Annotated in this window: 25 protein-coding genes; 10 read left to right on the top strand and 15 right to left on the bottom strand. The window is 71.8% G+C overall.

Annotation, left to right across the window (positions count from 1 at the left end):
- The first annotated feature begins 55 nt into the window (after positions 1 to 55).
- Positions 56 to 388: a glyoxalase superfamily protein gene (locus tag ACFV9J_RS23655; protein WP_385356893.1), complete on the top strand. Its 333-nt coding sequence runs from the start codon at positions 56 to 58 to the stop codon at positions 386 to 388.
- Positions 389 to 424: 36 nt separating this feature from the next.
- Here the strand turns inward: ACFV9J_RS23655 and ACFV9J_RS23650 are convergent, their stop codons facing one another.
- Entirely contained in the window at positions 425 to 865 is a 441-nt protein-coding gene (locus ACFV9J_RS23650) for an ATP-binding protein (RefSeq protein ID WP_385356892.1), read from the bottom strand.
- A 95-nt stretch (positions 866 to 960) separates the two neighbouring features.
- Between ACFV9J_RS23650 and ACFV9J_RS23645 the strand changes: the two genes are divergently transcribed.
- Together ACFV9J_RS23645 and ACFV9J_RS23640 are read left to right on the top strand one after the other, a co-directional pair.
- Complete coding sequence (locus ACFV9J_RS23645; RefSeq protein WP_385356890.1) at positions 961 to 1,803, top strand: helix-turn-helix domain-containing protein; 843 nt, start codon at positions 961 to 963, stop codon at positions 1,801 to 1,803.
- The gene (locus ACFV9J_RS23640; protein ID WP_385356889.1) at positions 1,769 to 2,032 is read left to right on the top strand and encodes a DUF397 domain-containing protein; all 264 of its coding nucleotides are present in this window, start codon (positions 1,769 to 1,771) and stop codon (positions 2,030 to 2,032) included. The genes ACFV9J_RS23645 and ACFV9J_RS23640 overlap by 35 nt, the downstream gene beginning before the upstream one ends.
- Before the next feature lie 11 nt (positions 2,033 to 2,043).
- Here ACFV9J_RS23640 and ACFV9J_RS23635 read toward each other — a convergent pair whose 3' ends face one another.
- The 5 genes from ACFV9J_RS23635 to ACFV9J_RS23615 form a co-directional block, all read right to left on the bottom strand.
- Complete coding sequence (locus ACFV9J_RS23635) at positions 2,044 to 2,496, bottom strand: hypothetical protein (protein ID WP_385356888.1); 453 nt, start codon at positions 2,494 to 2,496, stop codon at positions 2,044 to 2,046.
- Positions 2,497 to 2,502: 6 nt separating this feature from the next.
- A complete protein-coding gene (locus tag ACFV9J_RS23630; protein ID WP_385356886.1) occupies positions 2,503 to 2,946 on the bottom strand; it encodes a GNAT family N-acetyltransferase in 444 nt (147 codons plus the stop codon).
- Positions 2,947 to 3,036: 90 nt separating this feature from the next.
- A complete protein-coding gene (locus ACFV9J_RS23625) occupies positions 3,037 to 3,801 on the bottom strand; it encodes a siderophore-interacting protein (RefSeq protein WP_385356885.1) in 765 nt (254 codons plus the stop codon).
- Between the two features lie 21 nt (positions 3,802 to 3,822).
- Complete coding sequence (locus ACFV9J_RS23620; RefSeq protein ID WP_385356884.1) at positions 3,823 to 4,701, bottom strand: ABC transporter permease; 879 nt, start codon at positions 4,699 to 4,701, stop codon at positions 3,823 to 3,825.
- Positions 4,698 to 5,711, bottom strand: coding sequence for an ATP-binding cassette domain-containing protein (locus tag ACFV9J_RS23615; protein ID WP_385356883.1), 1,014 nt, complete (start codon positions 5,709 to 5,711; stop codon positions 4,698 to 4,700). Before ACFV9J_RS23615 ends, ACFV9J_RS23620 begins: the two co-directional genes overlap by 4 nt.
- Positions 5,712 to 5,833: 122 nt before the next feature.
- Here ACFV9J_RS23615 and ACFV9J_RS23610 point away from each other — a divergent pair, with 122 nt between their 5' ends.
- A complete protein-coding gene (locus tag ACFV9J_RS23610) occupies positions 5,834 to 6,436 on the top strand; it encodes a TetR/AcrR family transcriptional regulator (protein ID WP_385356882.1) in 603 nt (200 codons plus the stop codon).
- Between the two features lie 144 nt (positions 6,437 to 6,580).
- Positions 6,581 to 7,357: a 1,4-alpha-glucan branching protein gene (locus tag ACFV9J_RS23605; RefSeq protein ID WP_385356881.1), complete on the top strand. Its 777-nt coding sequence runs from the start codon at positions 6,581 to 6,583 to the stop codon at positions 7,355 to 7,357.
- Positions 7,358 to 7,553: 196 nt separating this feature from the next.
- On the opposite strand, the gene ACFV9J_RS23600 is transcribed toward ACFV9J_RS23605, so the two are convergent.
- The gene (locus ACFV9J_RS23600; protein ID WP_385356880.1) at positions 7,554 to 8,192 is read right to left on the bottom strand and encodes a LysE family translocator; all 639 of its coding nucleotides are present in this window, start codon (positions 8,190 to 8,192) and stop codon (positions 7,554 to 7,556) included.
- Positions 8,193 to 8,333: 141 nt separating this feature from the next.
- Between ACFV9J_RS23600 and ACFV9J_RS23595 the strand changes: the two genes are divergently transcribed.
- From ACFV9J_RS23595 to ACFV9J_RS23580, 4 genes are all read left to right on the top strand, one after another.
- Positions 8,334 to 8,786, top strand: a complete 453-nt coding sequence (locus ACFV9J_RS23595) for an Lrp/AsnC family transcriptional regulator (RefSeq protein WP_385356878.1) — start codon at positions 8,334 to 8,336, stop codon at positions 8,784 to 8,786.
- A 167-nt stretch (positions 8,787 to 8,953) separates the two neighbouring features.
- On the top strand, positions 8,954 to 10,396 hold the full coding sequence (gene dctA / locus ACFV9J_RS23590) for a C4-dicarboxylate transporter DctA (RefSeq protein WP_385356876.1): 1,443 nt from the start codon (positions 8,954 to 8,956) through the stop codon (positions 10,394 to 10,396).
- Positions 10,397 to 10,437: 41 nt separating this feature from the next.
- Positions 10,438 to 11,340 (top strand): LysR family transcriptional regulator, encoded by a 903-nt coding sequence (locus ACFV9J_RS23585; RefSeq protein ID WP_385356875.1) that lies wholly within the window; start codon positions 10,438 to 10,440, stop codon positions 11,338 to 11,340.
- 145 nt (positions 11,341 to 11,485) lie between these two features.
- A complete protein-coding gene (locus ACFV9J_RS23580) occupies positions 11,486 to 12,568 on the top strand; it encodes a tartrate dehydrogenase (RefSeq protein WP_385356874.1) in 1,083 nt (360 codons plus the stop codon).
- Positions 12,569 to 12,724: 156 nt separating this feature from the next.
- On the opposite strand, the gene ACFV9J_RS23575 is transcribed toward ACFV9J_RS23580, so the two are convergent.
- The 6 genes from ACFV9J_RS23575 to ACFV9J_RS23550 all read right to left on the bottom strand — a co-directional run bounded on the left by ACFV9J_RS23575 (position 12,725) and on the right by ACFV9J_RS23550 (position 18,507).
- Positions 12,725 to 13,558, bottom strand: coding sequence for a phosphotransferase (locus ACFV9J_RS23575; RefSeq protein ID WP_385356873.1), 834 nt, complete (start codon positions 13,556 to 13,558; stop codon positions 12,725 to 12,727).
- Positions 13,559 to 13,680: 122 nt separating this feature from the next.
- Complete coding sequence (cseC, locus tag ACFV9J_RS23570) at positions 13,681 to 15,210, bottom strand: two-component system sensor histidine kinase CseC (RefSeq protein ID WP_385356872.1); 1,530 nt, start codon at positions 15,208 to 15,210, stop codon at positions 13,681 to 13,683.
- Positions 15,211 to 15,226: 16 nt separating this feature from the next.
- On the bottom strand, positions 15,227 to 15,931 hold the full coding sequence (gene cseB / locus ACFV9J_RS23565) for a two-component system response regulator CseB (RefSeq protein WP_003975477.1): 705 nt from the start codon (positions 15,929 to 15,931) through the stop codon (positions 15,227 to 15,229).
- Positions 15,932 to 16,076: 145 nt separating this feature from the next.
- Positions 16,077 to 16,754, bottom strand: coding sequence for a hypothetical protein (locus tag ACFV9J_RS23560; RefSeq protein WP_385356871.1), 678 nt, complete (start codon positions 16,752 to 16,754; stop codon positions 16,077 to 16,079).
- Positions 16,742 to 17,275 carry a SigE family RNA polymerase sigma factor gene (locus ACFV9J_RS23555; RefSeq protein WP_003975479.1) on the bottom strand — a complete coding sequence of 178 codons (534 nt, stop codon included), beginning with the start codon at positions 17,273 to 17,275 and terminating at the stop codon, positions 16,742 to 16,744. The genes ACFV9J_RS23560 and ACFV9J_RS23555 overlap by 13 nt, the downstream gene beginning before the upstream one ends.
- A 305-nt stretch (positions 17,276 to 17,580) precedes the next feature.
- Positions 17,581 to 18,507 carry an A/G-specific adenine glycosylase gene (locus ACFV9J_RS23550; protein WP_385356870.1) on the bottom strand — a complete coding sequence of 309 codons (927 nt, stop codon included), beginning with the start codon at positions 18,505 to 18,507 and terminating at the stop codon, positions 17,581 to 17,583.
- Between the two features lie 198 nt (positions 18,508 to 18,705).
- Here ACFV9J_RS23550 and ACFV9J_RS23545 point away from each other — a divergent pair, with 198 nt between their 5' ends.
- Complete coding sequence (locus tag ACFV9J_RS23545) at positions 18,706 to 19,563, top strand: hypothetical protein (protein WP_385356869.1); 858 nt, start codon at positions 18,706 to 18,708, stop codon at positions 19,561 to 19,563.
- Positions 19,564 to 19,605: 42 nt separating this feature from the next.
- On the opposite strand, the gene disA is transcribed toward ACFV9J_RS23545, so the two are convergent.
- Together disA and radA are read right to left on the bottom strand one after the other, a co-directional pair.
- Positions 19,606 to 20,730 carry a DNA integrity scanning diadenylate cyclase DisA gene (disA, locus tag ACFV9J_RS23540; protein ID WP_271319621.1) on the bottom strand — a complete coding sequence of 375 codons (1,125 nt, stop codon included), beginning with the start codon at positions 20,728 to 20,730 and terminating at the stop codon, positions 19,606 to 19,608.
- An 81-nt stretch (positions 20,731 to 20,811) separates the two neighbouring features.
- Positions 20,812 to 22,221 (bottom strand): DNA repair protein RadA, encoded by a 1,410-nt coding sequence (radA, locus tag ACFV9J_RS23535; protein ID WP_385356868.1) that lies wholly within the window; start codon positions 22,219 to 22,221, stop codon positions 20,812 to 20,814.
- Positions 22,222 to 22,547: the final 326 nt, after the last annotated feature.

Below are 22,547 nucleotides of genomic sequence, written 5' to 3'. Positions count from 1 at the left end.
TCGCCAGGTCGCTGGACGGGACTGTCCGCTCGGGCCCCGGTGCGAGGATGGCGTCATGGACGAGGAAGTCATCCCCATTCTCCGCGTCGCCGACGCCGCGGCGTCGGTCGCCTGGTACGAGCGACTGGGCTTCGCGCGGCAGTGGGAACACCGCTTCGAACCGGGATTCCCGGCGTTCGTGGAGGTCGCCCGGGGCCGGATGCGGTTGTTCCTGTCGGAGCACGAGGGCGACGCCCGCCCCGACACGCTGGTCTACCTCCGCATGCGCGACGTCGACGCCGTCGCCGCCGAGTTCGGCGTACGGGTGGAGGACGCCCCGTGGGCGCGCGAGACCGAGCTGCACGACCCCGACGGCAATCGCCTGCGGATCGGCACACCGACGCCGTGACGCCGGGCCGGGGCGCGCTCCGTACACCTACGGCGTTCAGAGCCGCGGCGACGACGGAGCCCCCTTGCCCATGCACTCGAACCACACCGTCTTGCCCCGCCCCCGCGCGTACGGCGTGACACCCCACCGGTCGGTCACCGCCGCGACGATCACCAACCCCCGCCCGCCCTCGCCCAGCGCGTCGGCCGCCGCCGGGACCGGCAGCTCCGGGCACCCGTCGGCGACCTCCACCCGCACCCCGCCTGGCCGCAGCAGGAAGCACACGCGGCCACGCCGTCCGGGCACGTGCCGTACGACGTTGGCGACCAGCTCCGTGAGCGCCAGCTCGGCGGCGTCGGCCACGTCCGAGAGGCTCGAGCGGACGAGGTACAGCCGCAGCACGCGGCGCAGATGGCGGGCCGAGTGCGCGCCCAGGGCGAACTCGGCGTGGTACTGGCTCTCAACGTCCGCCGCCCGCGGACCGGTTACGTGATTCACGCCACAACCCTGCGACGCGGTGCGTACGATCGACTACGCACAGAAACGAACGCCGCTAGGCGTTGCCGTCCGCAGTCCCGAAGTGAGGTGCCGCAGTGGCCAACATCCAGTCCCTCGACCCGACCGCGTCCCCGCTCGACTACTACGGCTGGGAGCTGCGCCGCCAGCGCGAGGCCCACGGCCTCAAGCAGGGCCAGCTCGGCGACATCATCTTCTGCACCGGCTCCCTGGTCGGCCAGATCGAGACGACCAAGAAGGTCCCGACACGGGACTTCTCCGAGCGGGTGGACGCCGCGCTGGGCACGGACGGCCTGTTCTCCCGCCTGATCGGCCTGGTGCTGCGCAGCCAACTCCCCACGTGGTTCCAGCCGTACGCGGAGATGGAGGCGAAGGCGGCGTACATCTCGACGTACCAGGCGCAGTTGGTGTACGGGCTGCTGCAGACGGAGGAGTATGCGCGGGCGGTGTTGGCCACGGGCAAGCCGGAGCAGCTCGACAGTTTGCTGGCCGCTCGGATGGAACGACAGCGCATCCTCGCCTGGGAGAAGCCGCCTGTGGCCCTGGTGATCCTGGACGAGGCCGTGCTGCACAGGCCCATCGGAGGCGACCACGTGATGAGGCGCCAACTGGCCCATCTGTTGGAGTTCACTCACCATCGCTGGATGCGCATTCAGGTGCTGCCGCTGTCTGTCGGTGAACACCCCGGTTTGGAAGGGGCGTTCACCATCTTCCGCTTTGATGACCACCCGGACGTCTTCTATACGGAGGACATGATGTCCGGCCACTTGACGGCCAACCCAGACACCATCAAAGAGGCCAACCTCAATTACGCTCACTTGCAAGCGGCCGCCCTCTCCGTGAAGGACTCGGCGGCGCTGATCGCCCGCGTGATGGAGGAGCGCTATGAAGATCGGACCAAGCGAGACACAGTGGCGTAAGTCCAGCTACAGCGGCCCCAACGGCGGCGAATGCGTCGAGTGCACGGTCACTGACGGCGCCGCCTGGCGCACCTCCTCGTACAGCGGCCCCAATGGAGGCGACTGCGTCGAAGTTGCCGATGGATGCCCCACCGGCGCCGTCCCGGTCAGGGACAGCAAGAACCTGTCCGGACCGGTCGTTACCGTCGGGGCCGGTGCCTGGCAGGCGTTCGTCGACGGTCTGCGGTAGCCGGCCGACCGCTACTGCTCACCCCGCGCGGCCTGCCGGGCGAGGAAATCCTCGAACGCCGCCTTCTGCTTGGGGTCCATGAAGCCCTGGCGGACATTGCGGGCCTGCTCCTCCAGCCAGTGCGCCTCCGCGGGGTCGAGCAGCTCCGCCACCACCGCGCCGTCGCGGGCCACCGCCGTACGTCCGCCGACGCGACGGCGGAAGAGCGTGAAGGGGCCGAACTCCTCGGGGTGCGCCAACTCGGGCCCCTCCGCCCGGTCGCCCGCCGGGTAGGCGGTGGGCGCCCAGTGCTCCCAGAGCGCGAGCGTCGCCGCGGGGACCAGCACCCCGTGCAGCAGGGGCCGACCCCCCTCCCACACGAACGTGACCGTGACCGGCTCACCGACCGCCTCGGTCAACTCCAGTACCCGCTCCACCTCGTCGTTGACCGGGTAACTGACCTCTGCCTCGATGCGTATGCCCATGACGCCTCAGACTACGGGCGCCCGCATCATGAACACGTCCACCGGATCCTCGCTCTCCACTACGAAACCGTGCCGTTCGTAGAGCCGCCGGGCCGGACTGCCCCGCAGCACGTTCAGCCGGACCACGGTGCCCTCGCGGTCGCACCGCTCCAGCAACTCGCGCAGCACGGCGCCGCCGATGCCGCCGCCCTGCACTCGCGGCGCGAGATAGAAGTGCTCCAGCCAGTGGGCGCCCTCAGCCGGGCGCAGCGCCACGCACCCGGCGAACGCTCCGTGCACCTCGATCACATTGGTGTGTGCCGGGACGAACCCGTCCCGCAACCGCTGCCGCACCCGCTGCGCGTCGTACCGCCCGAGCCGCTCCAGATCCGCCCGCAGCACCAGGGCCCGCAACTCGGCCACCGCCTCGACGTCCGCCGCCGAAGCCCGCCGGATTCCCCAGTCCGCCATGATCGTCACACTACGGGGCTGAGCCCTGAGCGAGCAGCCGCTCCGCCAGGATCATCGCCGCGCCCGACCTGTGCAGGTGGCTGCGTCGGTCTATTCGAGGCCTCGTTTTCCTGGCGTCCAGAACGGTTTGACCGAGATGGTGGACCGGGCTGGCCAGCCGCGGTCCTGGACCAGGTGCTGACGGGCAGCGGAGCAGGTCTTGGCTTCGCCGGCGATGTAGGCGTGGCCGGGTTCGTCCGGGAGTTGGAGGGAGCGGAGGGCCTGGATGAGTGGGGCGGAGCGTTCGGCGCCGGCGCCGTGACGGGACAGCCAGGTGACCTGTTCGGCGTGGGGCAGAGGAAGGCGGTGGGCCTCGTCGTCGACTTCGATGACGCCGTGGGCCGGCGTGTCGGGGCTGAGGGATCGGAGCATGCCCCCGAAGGCGACTTGTGCCGTTTCCTCGCCGACGAAGAGGTGATAGGCGGCCGGGCGGAGCACGAACTTGCCCTCGGGACCTTTGAAGTACACGTCGTCGCCGACGGCGACCTGACGGGACCAGCGGGCGCCGGGCCCGTCACCGTGGTCGAGGACGCACAGGTCGATGCTCTGGGTGGCCGGGTCGTGGTGCCACACCGAGTAGGTCCGCAGCGCGTCCCGGAACCCTTCTCGCAGCGCCTGGAGGGAGAGCAGGTCACTGACGAGGACCCTCAGGTGCTGGCCGGGGGTGAAGCTCAGGGAAGCGAGGCGGGGGTCGCTGAGACGGATGCGGCGCATCCGGGCTGCGACCGGTTCTACCTCGGTGACGGCGGCTCGGACGAACAACCGGCCGGCAAGCCGATCGCCGAGGGTGCCGGGGGTGGTGGCGGATGTGCCCATGGATACTCCGATCCTCGATACCTAGTGGCCGGCGCGGGTGCGGTAGAGGCGGACGGCGGCGGCGGCGAAGACGGCGGTGATGCCGACGGACCAGATGAGGCTGGCCGCGACGGGGTGCTGCATGGTCCAGGCGCTGGAGGCGGCGGCGGGGTCGGGGTTGCCGAACAGGTGGCGGGTGGCGGCGGCGATGACGCTGACGGGGTTCCAGTAGGCGAAGGCTTGGAGCCAGCCGGCCAGGTGGTTCACCGGGACGAGGGCGGTGGAGACCATGCCGAGGAGGAACAGCAGCAGGAGGCGGGTCTGATCCGCGCCTTCGACGTTGCGGATGACCAGGCCGAGGCAGAGCATGAGCCAGTCGATGGCGTAGGCGAAGAGGAGCACGAGGGCGAAGGCGGCGATGGTGTCGCCAACGCCGTGGTGGGGACGCCACCCGATGATCACGCCGGTGACGGCGACCACGGCGATGGCCAGAACCGAGGTGGCGAGGTCGGCGATGCTGCGGCCGAGCAGGACCCCGGCGCGCGACATGGGCAGGGACCGGAACCGGTCGATGATGCCTTCGCCCATGTCGGCGGCGATGGCCACCGCGCTGCCGCCGGCGGCGTTGACCATGGTGAAGCCGAGCATGCCGGGGATGAGGTAGGAGTGGAACTCCTCGGTCGTGGTGTGAGTGCTCCCGGTGGCGAGGCTGATGCCGGGGCCGATCACATAGCCGAAGAGCAGGATGAACATGATGGGCATGACGGTCACGTCGAGCAGGGACTCGGGTTCGCGCAGCGTCTTGGAGATGTTGCGCCGGGCGATGACGGCGGTGTCGACCAGCAGGCGGCGGGCACCGCTACGCCGGCGGGGTTCGACCAGGACCGGAGACGGGTCGGCGAGGGCCGCGGCGGAGGTCATGCCGACACCCTTCGGGAAGCCGGCGCAGTGGCCGTGTCGGTTGCGGGTCCGGTGGTGGCGGCGTGACCGGTGAGGATCAAGAAGACCTGGTCGAGGCTGGGCTCTTGTGCGCTGAGCAGGTCGACGTGGATGCCCGCCCCTGACAGTGCGCCGATCAGGTCGCTGGCGATGTGTGCCCGCTCGCCGGCCAGCAGCCGGAGCCGGCGGCCGTCGGTGTCGACCTGGATGGGGCGGGTGGCGAACCCGGTCGCGTCGAGCAGGTCGGCGGCGGCGGACAGATCGCTGTCGGGGGCGATGGTGACCACCAGTTCGGTGGCTCCGACCGCGGTTTTGAGCTCGCTCGGCGTGCCCTCGGCGACGACCCGGCCGTGGTCGATCACCGCGATCTTGTGGGCCAGATGGTCGGCCTCTTCGAGGTATTGGGTGGTGAGCAGCACCGTCGTCCCTTGGGCGACGACATCGGTCACCGTCTCCCACAGCCCGAGGCGACTGGCGGGGTCGAGACCGGTGGTGGGCTCGTCGAGGAACAGCACCCGTGGGGTGGTGACCAGGCTGGCGGCCAGGTCGAGGCGTCGTCGCATTCCGCCGGAGTAGCCGCCGGCGGCCCGATCGGCCGCGTCGGCCAGGTCGAAGCGGTGGAGCAGGTCGGCGGCTCGGGTCTTGGCCCGGCGGTGGGAGAGGCCGCTGAGCCGGCCGAGCATGACCAGGTTGGCCCGCCCGCTCTGGAACCCGTCGATCGCGGCGTACTGGCCGGTCAGGCCGATCACCTCCCGCACCCGCTCCGGCTGGGCCAGAGCGTCGTGGCCGGCGACGCGCACCTGGCCGGCGTCGGGGCGGACCAGCGTGGCCAGCACCCGCACCGCGGTCGTCTTGCCCGCACCGTTCGGCCCGAGAAGCCCGAACACGCTGCCCGCCGGCACCGCCAGGTCCAGCCCGTCGAGGGCGACGGTCGACCCGAATCGCTTGACCAGTCCCCTGACGTCGACGATCGGCTCATCTGTGCTCGCCACGGCGGCTCCCTCTCGCTTACATTCGAAACGTACGATCCGATCGACAAGCATTTGCTAGCCGATCGACAAGCTAACACTTGCCGATCGGCTAGGCAACGAATGAGATGTGACATGCTGTGACCGTGACCTCGACCCAAGCGGCAGCGACCCCGGCTTCGACGCGGGAGCGGGTCGTCGAGGCCGCCATCGACCTCTTCTCCCGCCAGGGCTACGGGGGTACCTCGCTGCGCCACATCGCCGAGGCCCTCGGGATCACCAAGGCCGCCGTTTACCACCACTTCCACACCAAAGACGACATTGCCCGCGTTGTCGTCGGCCGGGCCCTCGATGCCCAAGGGGGCATGGCCGACCGCCTGCTCGTGGCCGGCACCGACCCCGCCGCATGGCAGCGGGCCCTCCCCCGGGTCATCGACATCGCCCTCGGCCAACGCCGGCTGCTCTACGCCCTCGAACGCGACGAGGACACCTACCGTGCGCTCTTCGCCGACGACCCGGCCATCGGCCCCCTCCTCAAGGACGAGGGCGCCCCTCTCGCCGGGCTCCTCGCCGACCCCGGTGTCGATCCCGCCGTCCGGGTCCGCCTCGGCTGCGTCCTCGGCGCCGTGTTCGGCCCGCTCACGTTCCTCTCCGACCACTACCAAGACGTCCCCGGCGACCAGCTACGCCACCACCTCAACGAGGCCGTCGCCGTGCTCCTCCAGGACGTGAACGAACGGGCCGAGTAGCCCGACTACCAGCATTCCCGCGCCCCTGACCTCGGCCGGTTCACACCTCGGGCATCACGTTCGGGCGCAGACACATCCGCGCGGCGGACCGACGGCTCCATACCGCTCTCCCAACCGTTCCGCGAGCGGGTGAGATCCTTCGGCATGGCCGTCATTCACCGCACCGCGCTCGAACCGTCCAAGCTGGAGCTGCTCACCTCCTGGCTTCCCACCCGCCCGTGGTTCCACGGCGGCGCGGGGGAGCCGGAGTTGGCCAAGGCCGGCGGCTTCCGGCTGGACGACCCACGGGGTGCGGTAGGGATCGAGTTCCTCGTGGTCACCGACGCCGGAGCACCACATCCCGCCACCTACCTGGTGCCGCTCAGCTACCGCGGCGCCCCGCTCGACGGGATGGAGCACGCCCTCGTCGGCACCATGGAGCACGGGGTACTGGGGCGGCGCTGGGCCTACGACGGCTGCCACGACCCGGTGCTGGTCGCCGCGTTCCTCGCTCTCGTGGAGGGCCGAGTCGAGGCGCAGGACCAGAACATCAGCGACACCCCCGACCGGGACGTCACCCGCTCCTGCACCGGTGACGGTTCGATCCCCGCCGCCTCTGCCGCCTCTGCCGCCTCTGCCGCCTCTGCCGCCTCTGCCGCCTCTGGCGCCTCTGCGGCGTCACCCGCCCACGCCGCTGTCACCGACGACGGGGAGGGCACCGCGCTGGCCTTCCCGCACGGCGTGGTTCTCCGACTGCACAGGATCCTGCGGGCCTCACCGGACGGCCCGACGCCCCTCCCGCAGGGAGCCATCGGCCAGGTCTCCGGCGCATGGCGGGGGCCGGGCAGCACCCCGGCCCGGGGCCTGTTCGCCGCTCTGTATCCGGGCACCCGCCCCGCTCCCTCCGGCAGGACCGCCCCCGGGTCGGACACCGGCGTCTGAGCGCCCCCGGCGTCACCGTTTCGGGGAGGCATCCGGGACGGCGACGACGTCCCGTCGGAGGACCTCGTCTCCGGCCACATGACGGCCAATCCGGAGACCACCGGGGAAGCCGCACTCCGTTGCGTTCGCGTGCAGGAAGACGCTCACGCATCATGAACCCGCCCGCCGGATTCCCCAGTCCGCCATGATCGTCGGGCTACTGCGCCGCCGACCCCTGGGCCAGCAGCCGCTCCGCCAGGAGCAGGGCGCCGACCAGGATCATCGCCGCGCCCGAGAAGCGGGACACCGCCGTGGCGACGGCCGGGCGGGCGCTCAGGATCCGCCGTGCGGTGGTGCCGACCCCCGTGTAGACCACGGCGCAGTTGGCCGTGTGCACCAGGCCCAGCGCGACGATCTGCGCGGCGAAGGGCCAGTCGGCGTCCCGGGCGGTGAACTGCGGCAGGAGGGCGAGGAACAGCAGCAGTGCCTTGGGATTGAGGCCGCTGATGCCCGCCCCTCTGGCCGCACGGCCCACCCATGAGCCGGCGCCGGCGCCCTCTTCGCCACCCTCGACCCGGGGCGCCGCCGGGCGGGCCAGGGTCGTGGCGCCGAGCCAGATCAGGTACGCCGCTCCGGCGGCCGTCAGCGCGGTCAGCACCGTCGGCGAACCGGCGATCACGGTGGCCAGGCCCGCGGCGACGACGGCGGTCAGCAGAACGTATCCGCTCAGCAGCCCGCCGACCGCGGGCAGGACCGACCGATGGCGCAGCCCCGCCGTGATCGCGTAGGCCCAGTCCGCTCCCGGGACGAGCACCAACAGGAAGGACACCGTCCAGAACGCCGCGATGCCAGCCATCTCCACGTCTCCACACCTCACACTTGCCAGGGCCTTCGGGTCCAAGGCATCCAGGGCCTCCAGGGCAGATTAGGAAAGATTGCGCGAAAGGTGCTTGCGATTGTTCCCCAGCACGGTCGCTCTCGTGGAAGAATCTTCCCCATGGACGACGTGGACCGGCAGATTCTTGCGGAGCTGCAACAGGACGGTCGGCTGACCCTGACCGAACTCGCCGAGCGGGTCCGCCTCAGCGTCTCCCCCTGCCACCGGCGCCTGCGCGCCCTGGAACGCTCCGGGGCGATCACCGGCTACCACGCGTCACTGAACGCGCCCGCGCTCGGCCTGGGCTTCGAGGCGCTGGTCTTCGTCACCATGCGCTACGAGGACCGCCAGACCGTCGCCGCCTTCGAACAGGCCGTCGCCGAAAATCCCCATGTCGTGCAGGCCCAGCGGCTGTTCGGTGACCCCGACTACCTCCTGCGCGTCGTCACTCGCGACCTGGAGGCGTACCGGCGCCTCTACGACGAACGCCTCGCCTCCCTCCCCGGCGTCCAGCGCCTCAGCTCCACCCTCGTCATGGCGAACCTCGTCGACATCCGCCCCCTGCCCCTGTGACATCCGGCATCCGGCCGCGCCCCGTATAGGCACTGCCTATGCGGGGCATCGATTTTTGGTCGTGGACCTCCTCGACTGTGACCCGCTTCACTGACCTCGGCGATGGCGCGACGACCGCTCGGGACCCGGTGCCGACGGGTTCTGCTCGTGCCTGGATGGAGGTTGCAATGACGCATGCCCCGAAGGAAGCCGCAGGCGACGCCGTGGTGCGCAAGAAGCCCTGGTACCGACAGCTCTACGTGCAGGTGCTGGTCGCGATCGTGATCGGGATCGTGCTCGGGTGGCGGTGGCCGGATCTCGCCACCTCGATGGAGCCGATCGGCACCACCTTCATCACCGCGATGAAGATGCTCATCGGCCCGATCGTCTTCCTGACCATCATCGGGGGCGTCACCGGGGTCGCCGACCTGAAGCAGGTGGGCCGGACCGGCGTCAAGGCGCTGGCCTACTTCCAGGTGGGCACGATCGTCGCCATGGCCGCGGGCCTCGTCGCGATCAACCTGTTCCGGCTCGGTGACGGGGTGCACGCCGACGCCTCGCGGATCGAGGTCTCGGGCGAGGCCGGTTCCTACGTGGAGACGGGTGAGCACCAGCACTGGTGGGAGTTCCTGACCCACATCGTGCCGGACAGTGTCTTCGGCGCGTTCGTCGAGGGCGACATCCTCCAGGTGATCTTCCTCGCGGTGATCTTCGGCATCGCGCTCCGGGCCGTGGGCCAGGTCGGCGAGCCGATCATCGCCGGTGTGAACCGCCTGACCGAGGTGGTCTTCAAGGTCCTGTCGTTCGTGATGAAGGTGGCCCCGCTGGGCGCCTTCGGCGCCATGGCGTACGCCATCGGGAAGTTCGGGCTGTCGACGCTGACCAGCCTGGGCTCGCTGATCCTGCTCTTCTACGTGACCTCCATCCTCTTCGTCGTGGTGGTGCTGGGCGCGGTGCTCGCGGCCTATGTGCGGCTGAACATCTTCCAGCTCCTGCGCTATTTCAAGGAGGAACTCCTGCTGGTCCTCGGCACGTCCACGGCCGAGCCGGCGCTGCCGGGACTGATGCGCAAGCTGGAGTTCATGGGCGCCGAGAAGTCCACCGTCCGCCTGGTCGTGCCGACGGGCTACAGCTTCAACCTCGACGGCGCCGCGATCTACCTCTCCCTGGCCACGCTCTACATCGCCCAGGCCACCGACACCTCCCTCTCCGGCGGACAGCAGCTGGGTCTGCTCGCGGTGATGCTGCTGACGTCCAAGGGGGCGGCAGGGGTCGCCGGCGGGGGCTTCATCGCGCTGACCGCGACCCTGTCGACCGTGGGCCACGTGCCGGCCGCCGGCATCATGCTGGTCTTCGGCATCGACAAGTTCATGTCGGAATGCCGTGCCCTGGTCAACTTCTGCGGCAACGCGGTCGCCACCCTGTTCGTCGCCCGCTGGGAGAGCGGCCTCGACCTGGAACGGGCCCGGCGGGTGCTGTCCGGTGAGATACGGGAAGCGGAGGCCGTCGCTCAGAGCGTCCCCGCTCAGAGCGACCCCGCTCAGGGCGCCGACGAGCAGGCCGTCACGGGTGCCGACGTGCCCGGCGCGAGGCTCGCCGAGGGCGACGGGGCGGTGCCCGCCAACCGATAGGGTCCACCTGTCGCCCGAGGTTCGTGGCACTGGGAGGCACGGTGGACGCCCGGCAGCTGGAGTACTTCCTCGCCATCGTGGAGCACGGCGGATTCAGCAAGGCGGCCGCCGCGCTTCACGTGGCGCAGCCGTCACTGTCCCAGGCGATGGCCAACCTGGAGGCCGACCTGGGCGTCTCCCTCTTCCACCGGATGGGCCGCGGCGTGGCGCTCAGCGAGGCCGGACGAGAACTCCTCGAACCGAGCCGACGCGTGCTGCGCGACCTGATCGCCGTACGGGACCGGGCGGCGTCGCTGTCCGGGCTGCACGGGGGGACGGTCGAGGTGGCGGCGATGCCCTCGCCCGGCATCGAGCCGCTGACCGGCCTGATCCACCGTTTCACCGAACTGCACCCGTCCGTCACCGTCAGCAGCCGGGCGGCCTTCACCCCCGAGGGCGTCGTGGACCTCGTCCGCAGCGGCGCCTGCGAGTTGGGCCTGCTCGGCGCGGAGCGGCCGTTCGCCGCCTCCGGGGTCGACGTCCTGGCCGTGGAGGAGCAGCCGTTCGTCGTGGTCGCCGCGCCGGGCGCGGGCCTGGCGGACGGGGCGACCCTGCGGCCGGAGGACCTCGGCGGACGCAAGCTGATCGCCTCCCGGGGCGGGAGCCTGATGCGCACGATCGTGGACGACGTCATGGCGCACACCGAGGGCACGGACATCGTCGCGGTCGTCGACCACCGCACGTCCGTCCTGCCACTCGTCCTGACCGGTGTCGGTATGGCTGTCCTGCCCGCCTCCTGGACCCGCTTGGCCCGCCGCTGCGGTGCCGCCGTGGCGGCCATCGAGCCGACCGCGCACCTTCACGTCGCCATGATCAGCCTGCCGGCCCACCTGACGCCCGGCGCCCGCTCCTTCCTGGAACTGACGCGTTCGTACGCCAGGCAACGGGACGCTCACAGCGGCTGAACCCGTCGGCTCAACCCATCGGCTGAACCCATCGGCCGCGCCTATGGGTCGTATCGGAAGCAGGTCTTGGACGGGCGGGCGCCCGCTGGGTTGACTCAAGTCGTCGCAGCAGACGTCAACTTCCCCGGCTCACCGGAGGCTCCTCATGACCGCACCCCGCACGTTCCGCATCGCCGCCATCCCCGCCGACGGTGTCGGCGCCGAGGTCGTCGCCGTGGGCCGCGCCGTACTGGACGCGCTCGCCGCCGACTCCGGCGGGGCTTTCGCCTTCGACTGGCAGGAGTTCCCGTGGGGCTGCGAGTTCTACGAGCGGACCGGGAAGATGATGGACGACGACGGGCTGGAGCAGCTGAAGGACTTCGACGCCCTCTACTTCGGCGCCGTCGGCTGGCCGACCGTCCCGGACCACATCAGCCTGTGGGGCCTCAGGCTGAAGATCTGCCAGAGCTTCGACCAGTGGGCCAACGTCCGGCCGGTGCACTTCCTGCCCGGCGTCCAGAGCCCGCTGCGCAAGGCCGACCACACCGAACTGGACTGGGTCGTCGTCCGGGAGAACAGCGAGGGCGAGTACGCGGGCCTGGGCGGCCGCAACCTCTCCGGCCGGGGACCGGGAGGCGAGGTCGCCGTCCAGTCCGCGCTGTTCACCGAGGTGGGCTGCGAACGGATCATGCGCTTCGCCTTCGACCTGGCCCGCACCCGCACCCGCCGCAAGGTCTCCTCCGTCACCAAGAGCAACGCGCAGCAGTACGGCATGGTCCTGTGGGACGACGTCTTCAAGCGCGTCGCCGCCGACTACCCGGACGTGGAGACCGAGAGCGTCCTGGTCGACGCGATGTCGGCCAAGTTCGTACTGCACCCGGAGGACCTGTCGGTCGTCGTCGCCTCCAACCTCAACGCCGACATCCTCTCCGACCTCGGCAGCGCCCTGGCCGGCAGCCTCGGCCTGGCCGCGAGCGCCAACCTCAACCCCGAGCGCCGCTTCCCCAGCATGTTCGAGCCGGTCCACGGATCGGCCCCGGACATCGCGGGGCAAGGACTCGCCAACCCGATCGGCGCGGTGGGCAGCGCCGCCCTGATGCTGGAGCACTTCGGGCTCCCCGGGGAGGCCGCCCGGCTGAACCGTGCGATCCGCGCCACCACGGCCTCCGGCGTCCTCACCCGTGACGTCGGCGGCACCGCCTCCACGGAGGACGTCACCAAGGCGCTCGTCGACGCCCTCGGCGCCTGACCCCAGGGGAATTTGGGGGAACCGAAGCGTCCCGGTCACCCTCACGTCGCGCCGGAGGGCCGGGACGGGGTCGCCCGAAAGGAAGGGCCGCCCTCCCGTGCCGGGGCCGCGAGCGCTCGCCGCTCCGGTCCCGGCACGTGCGCACGTGCGGCTCGGTCAGCAGCGGGCGAGTGCCGTCCGGACCCGGCGGAGCCCCTCCGCCCTCCAGTGGTCACGGTCGGGCATCTGGTCGTTCCGGCGCCAGCGCCAGGCCGAGAACAGCGCCCAGTTCAGGGCACGGCACCGGTCGATCAGACCCTGGTCGGCCCCCGCGTAGTGCTCTCCCACTTCTTCGGGGGCGTGGGCGAGGTCGAACTCGACCGGCCCGCGGCAGCAGGTGGCGAGGTCCACGAAGAGCGGCCCCCTCCTCGTGTTGAGGAGGTTGCCCGGATGCGGTTCGCCGTGCAGCAACTGGTCGCCGGCCCGGTCGGTGCCGATCGCGGTGCCCAGTCCGTCGAGGGTGCCGCCGAGGAATTCCCGGTCTGCGTCGGGCAGCTCGGGGGACCGCTCCCGGTCACCCACCTCTCTCAGCGCCGCGGTGACTCGATCGGTGAAGTGCGGCGCGGCCAGATCGATCCGGCGCAGGGCGGCATGGTGGCGCCGGAAGGCGTCCGCGTAGGCGGTCGGCGCGATCTCCGAGGGCAACGGCTCGTAGTAGGTCCAGAGCGAGACGGCGAAGGCGTCCCGCACATAGACCCGGGAAGCGGCCCTGGGGTCGAGCTCGGCCACCGGAGCGCCGACCTCGGCGAGTCGGCGGGCCACCTCGACCTCGAACTCGGAGTCGGCCAGATGACCCACGGGCGCGACCCGCGTCAGGACGTCGCAGGGGAGCAGACGCAGCGCGACCCGGTCCGAGTCGTGGACGACGGCCACGTCGGTGACCTCGAGACCCAGCTCCGCAGCGGTCACCCGGCCCGCCTCGATCGCGCGGCGGAGTTCCGAAGGCTCCACGGGCCCCTCCTCAGTGTCGGCGCGGGCACTCCCGACCCGGCGGGAAGCATTTCACGACGGGACCCGAACCGGCCCTTGGTTTTCGGGCCGCCAACCGCGTCCGGCCCCTCCCGCCCCCGACGTCAGCGGTTCGGGAACGCCTCCCGGGACACGTCCCGGGCCGCCGTCGACGCCCCGCCCTTCGACCGGTCCGGCAGCATCGGGTAGCTCCCCGTGTTGGTCGGCGCGTGTTCCGGGAGCCACAGGACGGCGACCGCGCCCTCGGCCGGTATGTGCGCGGGGGCGCCGGCCGGGCGTACGTTGCGGAAGGTGAGCCGGGCGCCCAGGACGCGGGCCTGACCGGCCGCGATGGTCAGGCCGAGGCCGTGTCCGCGGCCCGCCCGGTCCGTGCTGCCGGTGCGGAACCGGCTCGGGCCCTCGGCCAGCAGGTCCTCGGGGAAGCCGGGCCCGTGGTCGCGGACCCGGATCACCCGGCCCTCGACGCTGACCTCGACGGGGGAACGGCCGTGCCGGGCGGCATTGGCGAGCAGGTTGAACAGCACGCGCTCCAGGCGGCGCGGGTCGGTGGTGACCTCCGACTCGTGGATCACCCGCACCTCGACGGCGGGGTCCTTGGCGGCGACCCGCCGGGACACGAAGTCGCCCAGCATGATGTCCTGCAGCTCGGCCCGCTCCGAGGCCCCGTCGAGCCGGGCCACCTCCAGGACGTCCTCGACGAGGGTCCGCATCGCCTTCGCCCGGTCCAGGACCAGCTCGGTCGGCCGTCCCGGCGGCAGCAGCTCGGCGGCCGTGAGCAGACCGGTGACCGGGGTGCGCAGCTCGTGCGCGATGTCCGCGGTGACCCGGCGCTCGGCCTCGATGCGCTGCTGCAGGGCGTCCGCCATCGCGTCCACGGCGCGCGCGACGTCGTCCGTCTCGTCCCGCACGACGCCGCCGATGGCGTCCCGCACCCGGACGTCCGCCTCACCGCTCGCGACCCGGTTCGCGGCGGCGGCGGCCTCGCGCAGCCGGCGCGAGAGCTGGCCGCCGATGAGCACGCCCAGCGCGCTGCCGCCGAGGACGACCGCGATGGAACCGATGACCAGGGCCTGGTCCAGGTCGCTGAGGATGTCCGCGCTGCGGTCGGTGAAACCGGAGTGCAGGGACATCACGTGCCCGTCCTTGAGCGGCACGGCCGCCCAGATGTCCGTCACACCGTCCGGCCGCTCGGAGACATAGGTGGCCCGCCGCCCCGCATCGATCTTGCGGCGCAGCTCCGGCGGCAGGGCGGGGTCGTCGATCTGGGCGTTGGGGAAGTTCTGCCGCCCCGACAGCTCGTAGTTGCGCTGGGCGATCAGGACCCGGTCGTCGGCGAGGTCACGGGCGTTGTCGAGCATCGACACCCGGGCGGCATTGTGCACGACCAGGCTCAGCGCGACGGCCACCAGCGCGCCGACCAGCGCGATGGCCGCGCTCAGCTTCCAGCGCAGCCCGGTGCGGATACCGCGGGCACGCAGCCCGCGCGCACCGAGGACCCGCGTACGCCCGCCCGGTTCCGTGTGCTCGCCCGGCCCGGCCTGCTCGCCGGACCCCGCGTGCTCGCCCGGCCCCGTGCGGTCGTACGGGTGCCCCGGCGGCGAGACGCTCCGTCGTTGTCGGAAGAACCCCCGCATATCCCTGTATCCCCGCTCAGGCCTTCAACTTGTAGCCGAAGCCGCGGACCGTCTCGATCCGGTCCTGGCCGATCTTGGTGCGCAGCCGCTGCACGTGCACGTCGACGACCCGGGTGTCCCCGCCCCAGCCGTAGTCCCACACCCGCTCCAACAGCTTGTCGCGCGAGAGGACGGTGCCCGGCGCGGAGGAGAACTCCAGCAGCAGCCGCATCTCGGTCGGCGTGAGCCCCACCGGCCGCCCGGCCCGGCGCACCTCCATGCCGTCCGTGTCCACCTCCAGGTCGCCGAAGGTGAGCACGCCCCCGGTCTCCGCCGCACCGGCGCCCTCCGTCCGGTCGCCGCCCCCGGCATGCCCGAAGCGCCGCAGCACCGCCCGGATCCGGGCGACCAGCACGGCCCCGTCGAACGGCTTGGTGACGTAGTCGTCGGCGCCCGCCTCCAGGCCCAGGACGACGTCGATGGAGTCCGCCCGCGCCGACAGCATGATCACCGGCACTGTGGACTCGTCCCGGATCCGGCGGCACAGGCTGACGCCGTCGAGGCCGGGGAGCATGACGTCGAGGAGGGCGATGTCGGGACGGTCGGCCCGGAAGGACTCCAGGCCGGAGAGTCCGTCGGGCATCGCGGTGACCGCGAAGCCGTCCCGCTCGAGGGCGAGCTGGGTGGCCTCGCGGATGACATCGTCGTCCTCGACGAACAGGACGTGGGTCTGATCTGCCATCCCGGTGCTCTCAGTCCTCAGGGTGTGGTCGGGTCGAACGGTCGAACGGGCCGCCGGTACGCGTACCGCGCTCACTGGGACATCGGTGCGAGCGGCCCAGTCGGTTCACGCCCGTCGGTTCACGCCGGTCGGGGCGGCCGACGGTTCAGCTGTCCGGCTCCGGCGCCGGGGTGGGCGCGTTGCCCGCGGCCTTGCTGTAGTCGTTGTGGGTGCGGTACTCCTCGGTGAACCGGTCCGACGCCCAGCGGTACGTGATCACGTTCTCGCCGGACGGACTCGACACCGGGTCGCCCTTGTCGTACACCTGCTTGGTCACCACCAGGTCCCCGCGGTCGATCTCCGCGTAGACCGGAGGCTCCTCGGCCTTGAACACATTCTGGTACGCGCCGTCCTCCTCGCGGTACACGTAACTGCCCACACCCACCGCGTCACCGCACGTCAGCACGTTGACGACGACGTCGTCCGCCGAGCCGTCCGTCACCTTCCCGTACGACACGTCGATCGGGTACTCGTCGGCGACGCAGGGCTTCAGCTCGCGCTTGACCTCCGGGGACACCTTGGGATCGGCCTTGACGAGCCGCACCGCGTCGACGCGGTCGGAGGCCTTCGAGGGGGACGCCTTCGCCGCGGGCGCCGGGGACGCGGAGCCCGCGCCGCCCACCGCGTCCGCGTGGGCCGGCCCCTCGTCCCGGGCGCCGGTGCCCCCGGTCCCGCAGCCGGCCAGGGAAACGCCGAGGGCGACGAACACGGCCACCGCCGTACTCGCCGCCTGCGTGGTTCTCCGGGTCCCCCCGGGTGTCCGACCGTCGGTCAGGCCGCGCAACGCTCCCGCTCCTCACGCTCCAGCGCCCGTGCGTCCAGATCGCGGGCGACCAGCTCCTCGCGGAGCCGGGCGAGCGCCCGGTGCAGCGTGCTCTTGACCGTTCCCGCCGACATGCCGAGGGCGGCGGCGGTCTCCTCCGTTGACATCTGCTCCCAGTGTCGCAGCACGACGACGCTGCGCTGCTTCGGGGCGAGCACCTTGAGGACGTCCATCAGCAGGGCGCGGTCCGCGTGCTGCTCGGTGGCGTCGTCCATGGGGGACTCGGGGAGCTGCTCGGTCGGCACCTCCTCCAGCTTCCGCGCCCGCCACCACTCGGTCCGGGTGTTGATCATCACCCGGCGCAGGTAGGCGTCCGCGAGCCGCTTGTCCTCGATGGTCTCCCAGCGCCCGTACGTCCGCGCCAGCGCGGTCTGCAACAGGTCCTGGGCGTCGACGGGGTCGGGGACCAGGCGCCTGGCGCTGCGCAGCAGCGCGTCCTGCCGGGTGCGGACGTACTCCTCGAACTCGAGCACCTCGCCCATGTCAACCGCCTTCCGATCCCCGTACTCCGACGGTGGTCACCGCCGGCCCACTGCCTGTGGTCCGTAGTCGTGCTGTGCCCGGGGGGCACACAAACGAAGGTAGGGAAGCGTTGTCACGGCGCTGTGCGATGCAGCCTGCGGCAATCCCTCGGCTGTCCGTCGGTTGTGTAACGGAAGTAGGAACCGGGTAAATCGGCAGCCCACTTGATAGCGACATCAGGCGATTTGTCCGCCACGGAGGCTGTCACAGAGAACACGAACACGGAGACGCCGCGGGAGCCGTCACAGAGGCAGGCGGCTGTGCGTCAGCTCAGCGGCAGCCGGTACAGACCGTCCGCCAGCGGCTCCACCAGACCGTCGGCCACCAGGCCGTCCAGGGCGCGGGCGCGCTGGACCGGCTCCTGCCACACCTGGTCGAGGGCCGCCTGCGGCACCGGTCCGGCCGCGTCGCGCAGCACCGCGAGCAGCCGCCCGCGCACCTGCCGGTCGGTGCCCGCGTATGTCTGGCCGCGCCGCGGCGGACCGTCGTGGGCGGGCTTGCCGGCCAGCCGCCAGGCGCACTGGGCCGCGATCGGGCAGCGGTGGCACGACTCGTTCTTCGCCGTGCAGACCAGCGCGCCCAGCTCCATCGAGGCGGCGGCCCAGCGGGCGGCACTCGCCTGCTCCTCGGGCAGCAGCGCCCGCGCCAGCTTCCGCTCGGCGGCGGTGGTGGCGTTCGGCGGGTACTGCACACCGGTGACCGCGCGGGCGAGGACCCGGCGGACGTTGGTGTCCAGCACGGCGTGCCGCTGGCCGTAGGCGAAGGAGGCGACCGCCGCGGCCGTGTACTCGCCGATGCCGGGCAGTGCCAGCAGCTGGGCGTGGTCGGCGGGTACGTCGCCGCCGTGCCGTTCCGTTATGGCCGCCGCGGCGCCGTGCAGGCGCAGGGCGCGGCGCGGGTAGCCGAGCCGCCCCCAGGCGCGCACGGCCTCGCCGGGCGCCTGGGCGGCGAGGTCGGCGGGGCGCGGCCAGCGGGCCAGCCACTGCTCGTAGACGGGCTGGACGCGGCTGACCGGCGTCTGCTGGAGCATGAACTCGCTGACCATCACGCCCCAGGCGCCGGCCTCGGGGCGCCGCCACGGAAGATCGCGGGCGTGCTCGTCGAACCAGTCGATGACGGGGGCGTGCAGCGGCACACCGGACGCGGCGGGGTCGGAGGGTCCGCCTGGCGAGGGCTTCGTGGGCGCAGTCATGTCGCTCCGATCCTGCCACGGGAGGACCGCCGCACGGGAACACCGCCACCCGGAGACCGTCGCGGACGTCGTCAGGCCCCTCCCCGCCCCGCCGGCAGGGTCTCCGGAACGGTCTCCGGAATGATGATCCGTAAAAGTTGCGGGCCCAAACGGCGGGTGGGACAAGGGAACGCGCCGATCTCTCGTACAGTTTGCGCCGTGGGATCTCTGCGCAATCCGGTCGGGCCGCTTCCCTCCACCATCTACTGGCGACGGAGGGCCGTACTGCTGTCTCTTTTCGCCCTGTTGGCGCTATTGATCACGTGGATCGTGGTCTCCGGCGGCGGGGACGGCGGCAAGGGCCGCGAGGACGGGGCCAACGGCAAGAACCCGGCACCGTCGATCACTCCGGGCCCCTCGGGCTCCGGCCCGGCGATCAGCCAGGCGCCGGGCGGACGCGACGAGTCGGAGAGCGGCGACTCCAACGGCTCGGGCTCCGGGTCGGGTTCCGGCGGCGACGGCTCCGGCAACGGTGCCGGGTCCGGCGACGACGCGTCCGGCGACGACGCGTCCGGCGACGGCGGATCGGCCGGGTCGGGAAGCGCCGGAGGCGGCGGGGGCGGCGCGGTGACCGGCGTCGGCGCGGGCGACGCGCTCCCGGCCGGGTCGGGCCTGCCCAACTGCACGCCCGGCGCGGTGAAGTTCAGCCTGCGCAGCGTCCGCAACAGCTACTCGCCCGGACAGACCCCCGCGTTCGAACTGACCGCGCGGAACACGTCCGGCAGCGACTGCAAGGTCGATCTCGGCCCGAAGAACGCGGTGTTCACCATCACCCCGGCCGACGGCGACGACGCCTACTGGGCCTCCGACGACTGCGTCGAGGGCACGGGCAGCCTGCGCTACCGGGTCGCCGCAGGCAGCGGCATCACCTACACCACCAAGTGGGACCGCAAGCCCAGCGCCCCCGAGTGCGGTACGCCGCCGGCGGGTTCGGCCAAGGCGGGCACCTACCTGGTGGAGGCAAAGGCGCCCGGCTTCGAAAAGGTCCAGACGTCCTTCGTCCTGAAGAACGACTGACAAGAGGCCCCGCGGACGCGCCCCCGGGGCCCGCCGCGGGCGTCAGACGTAGCGCTCCAGGATCGACGACTCCGCCAGCCGCGACAGCCCCTCCCGCACGCTGCGCGCCCGCGCCTCGCCGACACCGTCCACCGTCTGGAGGTCGTCCACACTCGCCGCGAGCAGCTTCTGCAGACCACCGAAGTGCTCCACCAGCCGGTCGATGATCGCGCCCGGCAGCCGCGGCACCTTGGCCAGCAGCCGGAACCCGCGCGGCGACACCGCGGAGTCCAGCGTCTCGGGCGACCCGGTGTACCCCAGGGCCCGCGCCACCGTGGACAGTTCCAACAGCTCGGCATGGCTGAGCTTGTCCAGCTCGGCGAGCGCCTCGTCGACCGTACGGGACCGCTTGGCGGTCGGCTCGGGCACGTAGTCCCGCACGACCAGCTCGCGCTCCGGCTCCACACCCGCGATCAACTCGTCCAACTGCAGCGCCAGCAGCCGCCCGTCCGTCCCCAGCTCCACCACGTACTCGGCGATCTCGGTGGCGATCCGGCGCACCATCTCAAGCCGCTGCGCGACCGCCGAGACGTCCCGCACCGTCACCAGGTCCTCGATCTCCAGGGCCGACAGCGTGCCCGCGACCTCGTCGAGGCGCAGCTTGTACCGCTCCAGGGTCGCCAGCGCCTGATTGGCCCGCGACAGAATCGCGGCCGAATCCTCCAGCACCCGCCGCTGCCCGTCCACGTACAGGGCGATCAGCCGCATCGACTGCGAGACGGACACGACGGGGAACCCGACCTGCTTGCTGACCCGGTCGGCCGTCCGGTGCCGGGTGCCGGTCTCCTCCGTCGGAATGGTCGGATCGGGCAGCAGCTGCACCCCCGCCCGCAGGATCTTCGACAGGTCCGAGGACAGCACGATGCCGCCGTCGAGCTTGCACAGCTCGCGCAGCCGGGTCGCGGTGAACTCGACATCCAGTACGAAACCGCCCGTGCACATCGACTCGACGGTCTTGTCGGAACCCAGCACCATCAGACCGCCGGTGTTGCCGCGCAGGACCCGCTCCAGGCCGTCGCGCAGGGAGGTGCCGGGCGCCACGGCGCTCAGTGAGGCGCGCATCAGGCCATCGGCACCGGCACTCCCACCGGACTTTCCGGGAGCTGCTGCCCGGTCGTTGGCTGCCACTGCACTCCTCCGGTCGCAGGTTCTTCTGGCGCTCCCGTGTCGCACACTCGGTCGTATGGACGGGCGAGACCAGGGCAAAGTCTACCGGCGGTCGTCCTCCTCCCGTGTGGCCTCTCGCCGACGCGAGCGCGGAAGCACCCGCAGGGCGTCTCCCATGTCCGCGACTTCCAGCACCTTCATGCCGTCGGGGACCCGGCCCGGATCGGCCGGGACCAGGGCGTGCGTGAAGCCCAGCCGATGCGCTTCGGAGAGCCTGCGCTGCACCCCCGTGACCCGTCTCACCTCTCCCGCGAGCCCGACTTCGCCGATCGCGACGAGGTTCTTGGGCAGCGGGGTGTCACTGGCCGCGCTCGCCAACGCCAGCGCGACGGCGAGATCGGCGGCCGGCTCGGAGAGCTTCACCCCGCCCACCGTCGCACTGTAGATGTCCCTCTTCCCCAGGGCACTGATGCGCCCGCGCTGCTCCAGCACGGCCAGCATCATCGACACCCGCGAGGTCTCGAGCCCCGAGGTCGTACGCCGCGGCGACGGGATCTGCGAGTCCACGGTCAGCGCCTGCACCTCGGCGACCAGCGGCCGGCGCCCTTCCAGGGTGACGGTCAGACAGGTCCCGGGCACCGGCTCGGCCCGCCGCGTGAGAAACAGCCCACTGGGATCGGCAAGCCCCGTGATCCCTTCATCGTGCAATTCGAAGCACCCGACCTCATCGGTCGTCCCGTACCGGTTCTTCACCCCCCGCACGAGCCTCAGCCGCGCATGCCGGTCGCCCTCGAAGTGCAGCACGACGTCCACGAGGTGCTCCAGCAGCCGCGGGCCCGCGATGGCCCCGTCCTTGGTGACATGGCCCACCAGGAGCGTGGACATGCCGCGTTCCTTGGAGGCCCGGATCAGCGCCCCCGCCACCTCCCGCACCTGCGCCATGCCGCCCGGGGCGCCGTCGATCTCGGGCGAGGCGACGGTCTGCACGGAGTCCAGGATCAGCAGCGACGGCTTGACGGCGTCGAGGTGCCCGAGCACCGCCGCGAGGTCCGTCTCGGCGGCGAGATACAGATGGTCGTCGATGGCATGGATCCGGTCGGCCCGCAGCCGCACCTGGCTGGCCGACTCCTCACCGGTGACGTACAGCGTCCGGTGCTCGTCGCTCGCCGACTTGGCCGCGACGTCCAGCAGCAGCGTGGACTTCCCGACGCCCGGCTCACCGGCGACCAGCACCACGGCCCCGGGCACCAGCCCGCCCCCCAGCACCCGGTCCAGCTCGGGTACGCCGGTGGAGCGGGCGGTCGCCTGCCGACCGTCGACCTGCCCGATCGGCACCGCGGACGTGGTCACGCGCCCCGGCGTGGTCGTACGCACGGCGGGCGCGCCGTACTCCTCGACCGTGCCCCAGGCCTGGCATTCGGGACAGCGGCCGAGCCACTTGGCCGTCTGCCAGCCGCACTCGGTGCAGCGGTAGGACGGCCGTTCCTTGGCGGACTTCGTACGGGCAGCCATGCACGAACCGTAACCGCCCCCACTGACAGCCGACCTCACGGACCGTTCTCCGGCACCGGGGCTGTGGGTCACGCGGCCCGGCGTTACCGGTGCACCCGGGGCGGGTGCGGGCGCGAGGGGGGGACGCGGCCCGGCGTAGCGGGGTGCCGCTGCGCCCACCCGTGCCGCCCCAGCGGCACGACTGCCCGCAGCTAGGGGGGCGGGACGGGCGGTCAGCCGCGTACGGCGCGAAGGGGGCGTGTCGGGGGGTGTCCGCCCGCAGCGGTTGGCGCGTCAACGCCCCGCACCCCCGTAGCCAACCGATTCCGCGCCGTTCCGAGGACGGA

Source organism: Streptomyces sp. NPDC059906 (genome assembly GCF_042730645.1).
Classification (GTDB): domain Bacteria; phylum Actinomycetota; class Actinomycetes; order Streptomycetales; family Streptomycetaceae; genus Streptomyces; species Streptomyces rubrogriseus.
The sequence above is the reverse complement of the archived record's forward strand: the minus strand, read 5'-3'. Positions and strand labels throughout refer to the sequence as shown.

Coding starts and splice junctions, on each gene's coding strand:
- ACFV9J_RS23555 (WP_003975479.1), bottom strand. CDS start 17,275: ATGGGCGAGGTGCTCGAGTTCGAGGAGTACGTCCGCACCCGGCAGGAC.
- radA (WP_385356868.1), bottom strand. CDS start 22,221: ATGGCTGCCCGTACGAAGTCCGCCAAGGAACGGCCGTCCTACCGCTGC.
- cseB (WP_003975477.1), bottom strand. CDS start 15,931: ATGGCAGATCAGACCCACGTCCTGTTCGTCGAGGACGACGATGTCATC.
- ACFV9J_RS23630 (WP_385356886.1), bottom strand. CDS start 2,946: ATGGCGGACTGGGGAATCCGGCGGGCTTCGGCGGCGGACGTCGAGGCG.
- ACFV9J_RS23655 (WP_385356893.1), top strand. CDS start 56: ATGGACGAGGAAGTCATCCCCATTCTCCGCGTCGCCGACGCCGCGGCG.
- ACFV9J_RS23605 (WP_385356881.1), top strand. CDS start 6,581: ATGGCCGTCATTCACCGCACCGCGCTCGAACCGTCCAAGCTGGAGCTG.
- ACFV9J_RS23600 (WP_385356880.1), bottom strand. CDS start 8,192: ATGGCTGGCATCGCGGCGTTCTGGACGGTGTCCTTCCTGTTGGTGCTC.
- ACFV9J_RS23640 (WP_385356889.1), top strand. CDS start 1,769: ATGAAGATCGGACCAAGCGAGACACAGTGGCGTAAGTCCAGCTACAGC.
- ACFV9J_RS23550 (WP_385356870.1), bottom strand. CDS start 18,507: ATGACTGCGCCCACGAAGCCCTCGCCAGGCGGACCCTCCGACCCCGCC.
- cseC (WP_385356872.1), bottom strand. CDS start 15,210: ATGCGGGGGTTCTTCCGACAACGACGGAGCGTCTCGCCGCCGGGGCAC.
- ACFV9J_RS23580 (WP_385356874.1), top strand. CDS start 11,486: ATGACCGCACCCCGCACGTTCCGCATCGCCGCCATCCCCGCCGACGGT.
- ACFV9J_RS23595 (WP_385356878.1), top strand. CDS start 8,334: ATGGACGACGTGGACCGGCAGATTCTTGCGGAGCTGCAACAGGACGGT.
- ACFV9J_RS23620 (WP_385356884.1), bottom strand. CDS start 4,701: ATGACCTCCGCCGCGGCCCTCGCCGACCCGTCTCCGGTCCTGGTCGAA.
- dctA (WP_385356876.1), top strand. CDS start 8,954: ATGACGCATGCCCCGAAGGAAGCCGCAGGCGACGCCGTGGTGCGCAAG.
- ACFV9J_RS23635 (WP_385356888.1), bottom strand. CDS start 2,496: ATGGGCATACGCATCGAGGCAGAGGTCAGTTACCCGGTCAACGACGAG.
- ACFV9J_RS23625 (WP_385356885.1), bottom strand. CDS start 3,801: ATGGGCACATCCGCCACCACCCCCGGCACCCTCGGCGATCGGCTTGCC.